At 70.5% G+C, this 10,122-nt stretch carries 7 protein-coding genes; all 7 read right to left on the reverse strand.

Features of this window, described 5'->3' with window-relative positions; translation table 11 throughout:
• Positions 1–12: 12 nt before the first annotated feature.
• Complete coding sequence (gene murG / locus ABZ078_RS19960) at positions 13–1,104, reverse strand: undecaprenyldiphospho-muramoylpentapeptide beta-N-acetylglucosaminyltransferase (protein WP_356576988.1); 1,092 nt, start codon at positions 1,102–1,104, stop codon at positions 13–15.
• A 6-nt stretch (positions 1,105–1,110) separates the two neighbouring features.
• Positions 1,111–2,469: a putative lipid II flippase FtsW gene (gene ftsW / locus ABZ078_RS19965; protein ID WP_356576989.1), complete on the reverse strand. Its 1,359-nt coding sequence runs from the start codon at positions 2,467–2,469 to the stop codon at positions 1,111–1,113.
• Between the two features lie 103 nt (positions 2,470–2,572).
• Entirely contained in the window at positions 2,573–3,997 is a 1,425-nt protein-coding gene (gene murD, locus ABZ078_RS19970; RefSeq protein WP_356576991.1) for a UDP-N-acetylmuramoyl-L-alanine--D-glutamate ligase, read from the reverse strand.
• Positions 3,979–5,052 carry a phospho-N-acetylmuramoyl-pentapeptide-transferase gene (gene mraY, locus ABZ078_RS19975; protein WP_019755615.1) on the reverse strand — a complete coding sequence of 358 codons (1,074 nt, stop codon included), beginning with the start codon at positions 5,050–5,052 and terminating at the stop codon, positions 3,979–3,981. Before mraY ends, murD begins: the two co-directional genes overlap by 19 nt.
• Positions 5,049–6,470 carry a UDP-N-acetylmuramoyl-tripeptide--D-alanyl-D-alanine ligase gene (gene murF, locus ABZ078_RS19980; protein WP_356576993.1) on the reverse strand — a complete coding sequence of 474 codons (1,422 nt, stop codon included), beginning with the start codon at positions 6,468–6,470 and terminating at the stop codon, positions 5,049–5,051. The genes mraY and murF overlap by 4 nt, the downstream gene beginning before the upstream one ends.
• 4 nt (positions 6,471–6,474) lie before the next feature.
• Positions 6,475–8,004: a UDP-N-acetylmuramoyl-L-alanyl-D-glutamate--2,6-diaminopimelate ligase gene (locus ABZ078_RS19985; protein WP_356576995.1), complete on the reverse strand. Its 1,530-nt coding sequence runs from the start codon at positions 8,002–8,004 to the stop codon at positions 6,475–6,477.
• 172 nt (positions 8,005–8,176) lie between these two features.
• Complete coding sequence (locus ABZ078_RS19990) at positions 8,177–10,111, reverse strand: penicillin-binding protein 2 (protein ID WP_356577009.1); 1,935 nt, start codon at positions 10,109–10,111, stop codon at positions 8,177–8,179.
• Positions 10,112–10,122 lie beyond the last annotated feature (11 nt).

Genomic DNA, 10,122 nt, shown 5'->3' on the forward strand with positions numbered 1-10,122 from the left:
CCGTCAACGGTCCTAACGTCGATGCGAGGCGATCGCCTCGTACACCATGCCGACGAGCAGGTCGTCGGCGTCCCGGCGGCCGAACTCGCTTGCCGCGCGGGACATCTCGTACAGCCGGTGCGGGTCGGCGAGCACGGGCAGGACGTTCTGCTGCACCCACTCGGGGGTGAGTTCCGCGTCGTCGACCAGCAGACCGCCACCGGCCTTGACCACCGGCTGGGCGTTGAGCCGCTGTTCGCCGTTGCCGATGGGCAGCGGGACGTAGGCGGCCGGGAGTCCGACGGCGGAGAGTTCGGCGACGGTCATCGCGCCCGCGCGGCAGAGCATCATGTCGGCCGCGGCGTACGCGAGGTCCATCCGGTCCAAGTAACTTACCGGGATGTAGGGGGGCATCCCCGGCATCTGGTGCACTTGCGGCAGTTCGTTCTTCGGGCCGACGGCGTGCAGGATCTGGATGCCGGCCTGCTGGAGCCACGGCGCGACCTGCTGGACGACCTCGTTGAGGCGCCGGGCGCCCTGTGAGCCGCCGGAGACCAGCAGCGTGGGCAGGTTCGGGTCGAGCCCGAACATCGCGCGGGCCTCGGGGCGAGCGGCGGCCCGGTCGAGGGTGGCGATGGAGTGGCGCAGCGGGATGCCGATGTAGCGCGAGTTGCGCAGCTTGCTGTCCGGAGTGGCGACGGCGACCTGGGCGGCGTACCGGGAACCGATCTTGTTGGCGAGGCCCGGGCGGGCGTTGGCCTCGTGGATGACGATCGGCACACCGAGGCGCTTGGCGGCGAGATAGCCGGGCAGGGCGACGTAGCCGCCGAAGCCGACGACGCAGTCCGCCTTCGTGCGCTCCAGGATCTGCTCGGTCGCCTTGATCGTGCCGCGCAGCCGGCCCGGCACGGTGATCAGCTCGGGCGTCGGCTTGCGCGGCAGGGGTACGGCGGGGATCAGCGCGAGCTCGTAGCCCCGCTCGGGAACGAGCCGGGTCTCAAGGCCGCGCTCCGTGCCCAGGGCCGTGATCCCCACGGTGGGGTCCTGCCTGCGCAGGGCGTCCGCGAGGGCGAGCGCGGGCTCGATGTGGCCGGCGGTCCCCCCACCGGCGAGTACGACATGCACCGAAATTCACCGCTCTCCGGACGAACGCGCCACCGAGGCACGCCGTCGCATCGTGTTCCATCTCCGAGGCTCCCGGCCGGAGCCGGCGCCTCCCGCACGCTTTCTACCAAAGCGGGGTTGCCGCATGGAAAGCGCCGCCCGCGCAGCGGGCTCGTCGCGTGCGAACGCGATCAGCAGCCCGATGGCGAACATGGTCGGCAGCAGGGCGGAGCCCCCGTAGGAGAACAGCGGGAGGGGGACGCCGGCGATCGGCAGCAGGCCGAGCACCGCACCGATGTTGACCACGGCTTGCGCGGTGATCCAGGTGGTCACGCCTCCCGCGGCGTACCTCACGAAGGGGTCCTCCGTGCGTCCGGCCACGCGGATACCCGCATAGCCTAGAGCCGCGAAGAGGGCGAGGACCGACAGCGTCCCCGCCAGGCCCAGTTCCTCACCGGTGACGGCGAAGATGAAGTCGGTGTGGGCTTCGGGGAGTTGGCCCCATTTCTCCACACTCGCACCGAGCCCGGAGCCGAAAATTCCGCCGGAGGCGAGCGCGTAGATGCCGTGCACGGCCTGCCAGCAGGAGTCACCCGGACCCGGGTCGGTGGCGCCGAGGCACTGCAGGCGGGCCATGCGGTTCTCGCTGCTCTTGATGAGGAACAGGCCGATCGCCCCGGCGACCGACAGCACCCCCACGAACAGCCGGGTCGGCGCCCCCGCCAGCCACAGCAGGCCGAACAGGATCGCCGACAGGATGATCGCCGTACCCATGTCGCCGCCGAGCATGATCAGCCCGAGCAGCATGAAGGCGACCGGCACGAGCGGCACCAGCATGTGCTTCCACTGCGTCAGCAGCCTCTTGTCCTGCTTGCGGGCGATCAGGTCCGCGCCCCACAGCACGAGGGCGAGCTTGCCGAACTCGCTGGGCTGGATCTGGAAGGAGCCGCCGAGGGCGATCCAGTTCTGGTTGCCGTTGACCGCGACTCCTATCCCGGGCACCTGCACCAGCGCCATCAGGAAGACGGCACCGGCGAGGATCGGGTATGCGAGCGCCCGGTGCAGCTTCACGGGCATCCGGGAGGCGGCGAGCAGCAGCCCGGCGCCGATCGCCGCGGCCAGGAGTTGCTTGCGGAAGAAGTACGTCCCGGGCAGCGACTTCTGCAGCGCGGTGATCTGGGAGGCCGAGTAGACCATCACCAGACCGAGCACGGTGATCAGCAGGCTGCCGCCGAGGATCAGGTAGTACGCGGTCAGCGGCCGGTCCCACGCCCGGTGCACGCGCGTGTAGAGCCGTCGTACGGCGTTGTCGCCCGGTGGCCCGGGAGCCACGGGCCGCCGAACGGCCCGCTGCGCGGGAGGCCGTCCCGTACGGCTACCGGGCATCGGCGCTCACCGCCTCACCGTGGGAGTACGTACCGTCCAGCCACTTCCGAGTCACGCGTCCCTCCAAGGGTCCCGTAGCACCCGCAGTGGCCGAGACCCGGCGTCAGGCGCCCGCGCCGAGTTCGCGAACCGCCTCCGCGAACGCGTCACCGCGCTGGTTGTAGTTGGCGAACATGTCCATCGAGGCACAGGCGGGGGCAAGGAGCACCGTGTCGCCGGGCTGTGCGAGCCGCTTCGCCTCCTGGACTGCCGCGAGCATCGCCCCAGTGTCGGTCCGGTCGAGGTCGACGACGGGTACTTCCGGCGCGTGTCGCGCGAGGGCTTTCCGGATCAGGCCACGATCCGCGCCCATGAGCACGGCTCCGCGAAGCCGCTTCGCCGACTTGGCGACCAGTTCCTCGAAGACGGCGCCCTTGGCGAGACCGCCCGCGATCCAGACGATGGACTCGTACGCCGCCAACGAGGCTTCCGCCGCGTGCGTGTTGGTGGCCTTGGAGTCGTCGATGTACGCCACCCCGTCCACGTCCGCCACGTGCGCGATGCGGTGGGCGTCCGGGGTGAAGGCCCGAAGGCCGTCCCGTACGGCCTTGGGGGGCACCCCGTAGGCCCGGGCGAGGGCCGCCGCCGCAAGGGCGTTGGCGATGTTGTGCGGGGCCGGCGGGTTGACGTCGGAGACCTCGGCGAGCTCCTGGGCGTTCTTCTGCCGGTTCTCGACGAAGGCGCGGTCGACCAGGATGCCCTCGACGACGCCGAGTTGGGACGGACCGGGGGTGCCGAGGGTGAAGCCGATGGCCCGGCAGCCCTCCTCGACGTCCGCCGCGCGGACCAGGTCCTCGGTGGCCTTGTCGGCGACGTTGTAGACGCAGGCGACGCGATTGCCCTCGTAGATACGGCCCTTGTCGCGGGCGTACGCCTCCATGGAGCCGTGCCAGTCGAGGTGGTCGGGGGCGAGGTTGAGGACGGCGGCGGAGTGCGCGCGCAGGGAAGGCGCCCAGTGGAGCTGGTAGCTGGACAGCTCCACGGCCAGGACGTCGTACTGCTCCTCGCCGAGCACCGCGTCCAGGAGCGAGACGCCGATGTTGCCGACGGCGGCGGTGCGCAGGCCCGCCGCCTTCAGGATCGAGGCCAGCATCTGGACGGTGGTGGTCTTGCCGTTGGTGCCGGTGACGGCCAGCCAGGGCGCGGCGTCGGGGCCGCGCAGCCGCCACGCCAGCTCGACGTCGCCCCAGACCGGGACGCCCGCTGCGTGAGCCGCCGCGAACAGCGGCTTGTCCGGCTTCCAGCCGGGCGCCGTGACGATCAGCTCGGTGCCTTCGGGCAGGGTGGCCCCGTCGCCGAGGCGCACGGTGACACCCAGGGCCTCCAGCTCGGCGGCCTGGGCACGCGCGCGTGCGTCGTCGCCGTCGTTGACGACGGTGACGTTCGCGCCGAGGCCGTGCAGCACCTTGGCCGCCGGGATCCCGGAGACGCCGAGCCCGGCGACGGTGACGTTCTTTCCCTGCCAGTCGGTCACTTGTCCGCTGCCCATCCCGCGTAGAAGAGGCCCAGTCCGACGATCACACAGATGCCCTGAATGATCCAGAAACGGACCACGACGAGCACTTCGGACCAGCCCTTGAGTTCGAAGTGGTGCTGGAGTGGTGCCATGCGGAAGACGCGCTTGCCGGTGAGGCGGAACGAGCCGACCTGGATGACCACCGACATCGTGATGAGGACGAACAGGCCGCCGAGGATGGCGAGCAGCAGCTCGGTGCGCGAGCAGATGGCGAGACCCGCGAGCGCGCCGCCGAGCGCCAGCGAACCGGTGTCGCCCATGAAGATCTTGGCGGGCGAGGTGTTCCACCACAGGAAGCCGAGGCAGGCCCCCATCAGCGCGGAGGAGACGACGGCGAGGTCGAGGGGATCGCGCACTTCGTAGCAGGCGTTGGGGTTGGGCAGGATCTGCGCGTTGGCGCAGGACTCCTGGAACTGCCAGACGCCGATGAACGTGTAGGCGCCGAAGACCAGCACGGAGGCGCCGGTGGCGAGGCCGTCCAGACCGTCGGTCAGGTTCACGCCGTTCGACATGGCGAGGATCATGAACAGCGCCCAGACGACGAACAGCACCGGGCCGATGGACCAGCCGAAGTCCTGCACGAAGGAGAGCTTGGTGGAGGCCGGGGTGTTGCCGCGGTTGTCCGCGAACTGGAGCGACAGCACCGCGAAGGCGATACCGCCGAGCAGCTGGCCGGCCATCTTGGCCTTGGCCCGCAGACCCAGCGAGCGACGCTTGACGATCTTGATGTAGTCGTCCAGGAAGCCGACCAGACCCATGCCGGCCATCAGACCGATCACCAGGATGCCGGAGAACGTCGGCGGCTTGCCCGTGATCAGCTTGGACAGGAAGTACGCGGCGATCGTCGCCAGGATGAAGGCGATACCGCCCATGGTCGGCGTACCGCGCTTGCTGTGGTGCTCGCGCGGGCCGTCGTCACGGATGTACTGGCCGTAGCCCTTGCGGGCCAGCAGCTTGATGAGCAGCGGGGTGCCGACCAGGGTCAGGAAGAGGCCGATGACTCCCGAGAACAGGATCTGATTCATCATCGGGCGGCTACCTCACCCTCGGCACCGCCCGCGAGCAGCGCCTCGGCGACGCTCTCCAGACCGACCGAACGGGACGCCTTCACGAGTACGACGTCCCCTGGGCGCAACTCGCTGCGCAACAGGTCGACCGCCGCCTGTGCGTCGGACACGTGCACCGACTCCTCACCCCACGAACCCTCGTTATATGCGCCCAGTTGCAGCCAGGACGCTTCCCTGCCCCCGACCGCGACGAGCTTGCTGACGTTGAGCCGGACGGCGAGCCGTCCGACCGCGTCGTGCTCGGCGAGCGCCTCGTCCCCGAGCTCGGCCATCTTGCCGAGCACAGCCCACGTACGACCCCCTTTTGCCCGTGAGGCTTCGCCCATGGCCGCCAGCGCCCTGAGGGCGGCCCGCATGGACTCGGGGTTCGCGTTGTAGGCGTCGTTGACGACCGTCACGCCGTCCGGGCGCTCGGTGACCTCCATACGCCAGCGGGAGAGGGAGCCCGCCTCGGAGAGCGCGGTGGCGATCTCAGCTACGGACATGCCCAGCTCATGGGCGACGGCGGCCGCGGCGAGCGCGTTCGACACGTGGTGCTCACCGTACAGGCGCATCGTCACATCGCTTGCACCGGAGGGTGTGTGAAGGGTGAAAGCAGGCTGTCCGCTGTCCGTGAGTCTCACGTTCTCGGCGCGTACGTCCGCTTCGCCTGACTCTCCGAAAAGGATCACCTTCGCCTTCGTACGGGACGCCATGGCCCGTACGAGGGGATCGTCGGCGTTGAGGATCGCCGTCCCGTCTTCGGGGAGCGCCTCCACGAGCTCGCCCTTGGCCCGCGCGATCTGTTCGCGGCCGCCGAACTCGCCGATGTGGGCGGTGCCGACGTTGAGGACGAGGCCGATCTTCGGGGGCGTCAGATCGGTGAGGTAGCGGATGTGGCCGATGCCGCGGGCGCCCATCTCCAGGACGAGGAACCTGGTCTCGTCGGTGGCGCTGAGGGCGGTCAGCGGCAGCCCGATCTCGTTGTTGAGCGAGCCCGGCGTCCACACGGTCGGCGCCTTGCGCTGGAGCACCTGGGCGATCAGGTCCTTGGTGCTGGTCTTGCCCGCCGAGCCGGTCAGGGCCACGAGGGTCGCGCCGAGCCGGCGTACGACATGACGGGCGAGGGCGCCGAGGGCCTTCTGGACGTCGGCCACGACGATCGCGGGCACGCCCACGGGGCGTGAGGCGAGGACGGCGACGGCACCGGCCGCCACGACCGACGACGCGTAGTCGTGGCCGTCCACGCGCTCGCCCACGAAGGCGGCGAAGAGGCTGCCGGGCTCCACTTCGCGGGAGTCCCGGACGACGGATCCGGTGACCTGGACGGTCGGATCCGGTATGTCGTACGTCTGCCCGCCGACGACTTCTGCGATCTCGGCGAGAGAGAGGGCGATCACAAGTTCATCCCTGGGTCTTCTGGATAGCTTCGCGAAGCACTTGGCGGTCGTCGAAGGGACGGACCACCCCGGCGATGTCCTGGCCCTGCTCATGGCCCTTGCCCGCGACGAGCACGGTGTCGCCGGGCTGTGCGCGGGCGACGGCCGCGGCGATCGCGGCGGCCCGGTCCTCGAAGACCTGGACCTCGCCACGCTCGTGCGTCGGCACGGACGCCGCGCCCTGGAGCATGGCGGCGAGGATCGCGAGGGGGTCCTCGGAGCGGGGGTTGTCGGAGGTCAGTACGGCGGTGTCCGCGAGCCGGGCCGCGGCGGCGCCCATCGGGGCGCGCTTGGTCGCGTCGCGGTCCCCGCCGCAGCCGAGCACGACGTGCAGCCGGCCCTCGGTGACCTTGCGCAGGGCCTTGAGCACCGATTCGACGGCGTCGGTCTTGTGGGCGTAGTCGACGACCGCGAGGTAGGGCTGGCCGGCGTCCACGCGCTCCAGGCGGCCGGGCACGCCCGGCACGGCGGCGATGCCGTCGGCGGCGGCCTGGGGGTCGAGGCCGGCCGCTGCGAGGGCGACGATGGCGGCGAGGGTGTTCGCCACGTTGAAGGGGCCCGCGATCGGCGACCTGGCGGCGATCCGCTCGCCCTTGGGTCCGATCACGGTGAACGTCGAGTCCAGCGGGCCGATCTCCACGTCCTCGGCATGCCAGTCGGCGTCGGGGTGGCCCTCGGCGGAGAACGTGACGACCGGCACGGTGGCTTCCTTGGCGAGCCTGCGGCCGTACTCGTCGTCGGCGTTGACGACACCGAGTTTGCTGCGTTTCGGGGTGAACAGCTGTGCCTTGGCCCGGAAGTAGTCCTCCATGTCGGAGTGGAACTCCATGTGTTCCGGGCTGAGGTTGGTGAACACGCCGATGTCGAAGACGCAGCCGTCGACCCGGCCGAGGACCAGCGCGTGGCTGGAGACCTCCATGGCGACCGCCTCGACGCCGCGTTCGCGCATGACGCCGAACAGGGCCTGGAGGTCGGTGGCCTCGGGGGTGGTGCGCTCGGACTTGATGCGTTCGTCGCCGATGCGCATCTCGACCGTGCCGATGAGTCCGGTGGAGCGGGCCGTCTTCAGGCCGCCCTCGATGAGGTAGGCCGTGGTGGTCTTGCCGGAGGTGCCGGTGATGCCGATCTGGAGCAGGTCGCGGCCGGGGTGGCCGTAGATCGTGGCCGCCAGCTCGCCCATCCGGCCCCGCGGGTCCTCGACGACCAGGACCGGCAGGCCGGTCGCGGCGGCCCGCTCGGCGCCGGCCGGGTCGGTCAGCACGGCGGTCGCGCCGAGGCCGGCGGCCTGCGTGACGAAGTCGGCGCCGTGCAGGCGGGCGCCCGGGAGCGCGGCGTAGAGGTCGCCGGGGCGGACGGCGCGCGAGTCATGGGTGATGCCCGTGACCTCGACTGCCTTGTCCGCGCTCCCCGGCGCGGTGGCACCCAGCTGGTCGGCCAGTTCCGCGAGGGGTGTGGCGGAGACCTGCGCCGGCCTGGGCGGCCCCGGATACGTCACGGGATGCCCCTTCTGGGTGGTTTGGGACTGATCAGCGTGTGGCACGGCGGTGAGCGTACCGGGCGCACCCGCCTGTGAGCGAAGTGAGGGGCGGGGTGGGCCCTGGTTCCCGGGCTGGGGGGTGATCGTTGTCACGAGGTGGTTCCTGGCTGCTCGGTGCTGATCAGGGTGGTCAGGGTTTGTATCCGACCGGGAGATTGGCGGGCTTGGCGCCGGTCGGCGGGACCTGGAGGGTCTTCAGGGCGAACTCCATGACCTGCTTGTAGATGGGTCCGCAGATCTGGCCGCCGAAGTAGTTGCCCGCGGTGGCGTTCTGGATCGCGCAGTAGACCGTGATCCGGGGCTTGTCCGCGGGCGCGAAACCGGCGAACGACGACGTGTAGCCGCGGTACCTGCCGGTGGCCGGATCCACGCGGTTCGCCGTGCCCGTCTTGCCGGCCACGCGGTAGCCGGGGATGCGCGCCTTGGTGCCGGTGCCCTCCCGGTCGTCCACCACCGACTCCAGCATCTGGGCGAGGGTCTTCGCCGTCTTGGCGCTGATGACCCTGGTCTTCTTGGGTTTCGGGGCGGGGGTGAAGTGCCCGTCGGGTCCCTTGGTGCCGCGTACGAGCGTGGGTTCGACGCGTACGCCGCCGTTGGCGACCGTGGAGTAGACGGAGGCCGCCTGCATCGCGTTGATGGACACGCCCTGGCCGAAAGGAATCGTGTACTGCTGCGAGGTCGACCAGCTGTCCGGGGCGGCGAGGATGCCCGGCGTCTCGCCGGGGAAGCCGAGCCCGGTGACGCTGCCGAAGCCGAACCTGCGCAGGTAGTCGTACAGGACCCGGTTGGCCTGCCGCTGTGTCTTGCCCAGCTGGCCGGTGGCCAGGATGGTGCCGATGTTGCTGGACTTGGCGAGCACGCCGTTGAGCGTCAGGTACCAGGTCGGGTGGTCGATGTCGTCCTTGAAGAGGCGGTCGCCGCGGTGCAGCCGGTTGGGCACGACCACATGCGTGCCGGGCGTGGCCACACCCTCCTCCAGTACGGCGGCCATCGAGATGACCTTCGCGGTGGAGCCGGGCTCGTAGGCGTCCTGGACGGCGGCGTTGCCCATGTTCGCGCTGCTGGCCTCGGAGAGGTCGTTCGGGTCGAAGCCGGGCGAGTTGGCCATCGCGAGGATCTGGCCGGTGCGGGTGTCCTGGACGATCACGTAACCGCGGTCCGCCTTGGACTTCTTCACCTGCTCGGAAATCGCGTTCTGCGCGGCCCACTGGATGTCGCGGTCGATGGTGAGCTCGACGTCGCTGCCGGGGACGGCGGGCGTCTCGGTGGAGCCGACGGTGGGCACCTGGCGGCCGCCGGACTGGGCGTAGCGGATCTCGCCGTCCTTGCCGGAGAGCTGCTTGTTCAGCTGCTGCTCGATGCCGCCGCCGCCCTTGCCGTCGGCGTTGACCCAGCCCAGTATCCCGGCGGCGAGGTCGCCGTTCGGGTACACGCGCTTGCTGCTGGCGACCGACAGGACGCCCGCGAGGACGTTGACCGTGCCCTTGTCCTTCTCGGCCTTGGTGGCCAGCGCGTTCTTCAGGTCCTTGATCTGCTTCCACACCTGCGGGGTCTGGCGGCGTGCCAGCAGGGTGTAGCGCGAGTTCTTGTTCTCGGGCCGCAGCTTCCTGACGATCGTCTCCTGCTCCTGGCCGAGGATCGGCGCGAGGAGCGCGGCCGCCTGCTCGGGGCCGTCGTCGATCTTCAACTGCTCGCGGCTGAACAGCGTGGGGTCGGCCGTGATGTCGTACGCGTCCACGCTGGTCGCCAGCGCCACGCCGTTGCGGTCGGTGATACCGCCGCGCTCGGCGGCCAGGGTGTAGCCGACGTAGCGGTTCTTCTCGGCCTTGGCCGCGTACGTGCTCGCGTCGACGGCCTGCACCTGGAGCAGCCGTACGACGAAGGCGAGCAGGACGAGGGTCAGGGCCAGGCCGACCAGGCGCAGCCGGGGGCGGGGGCTGCCGAGCCGGATGTAGCCGGGGGCCCCGGGGTAGGGCCGTGCCGGGCGGCGGGCTGATGGTGGGCAGGCCGGCGTCAGCAACCTGCGGGTGACCGTGGCCTGGTCGGTCGGGCTCACGGCGGTCATGGCGCCGATCG

The organism is Streptomyces sp. NPDC006385 (assembly GCF_040612485.1).
Taxonomy (GTDB): domain Bacteria; phylum Actinomycetota; class Actinomycetes; order Streptomycetales; family Streptomycetaceae; genus Streptomyces.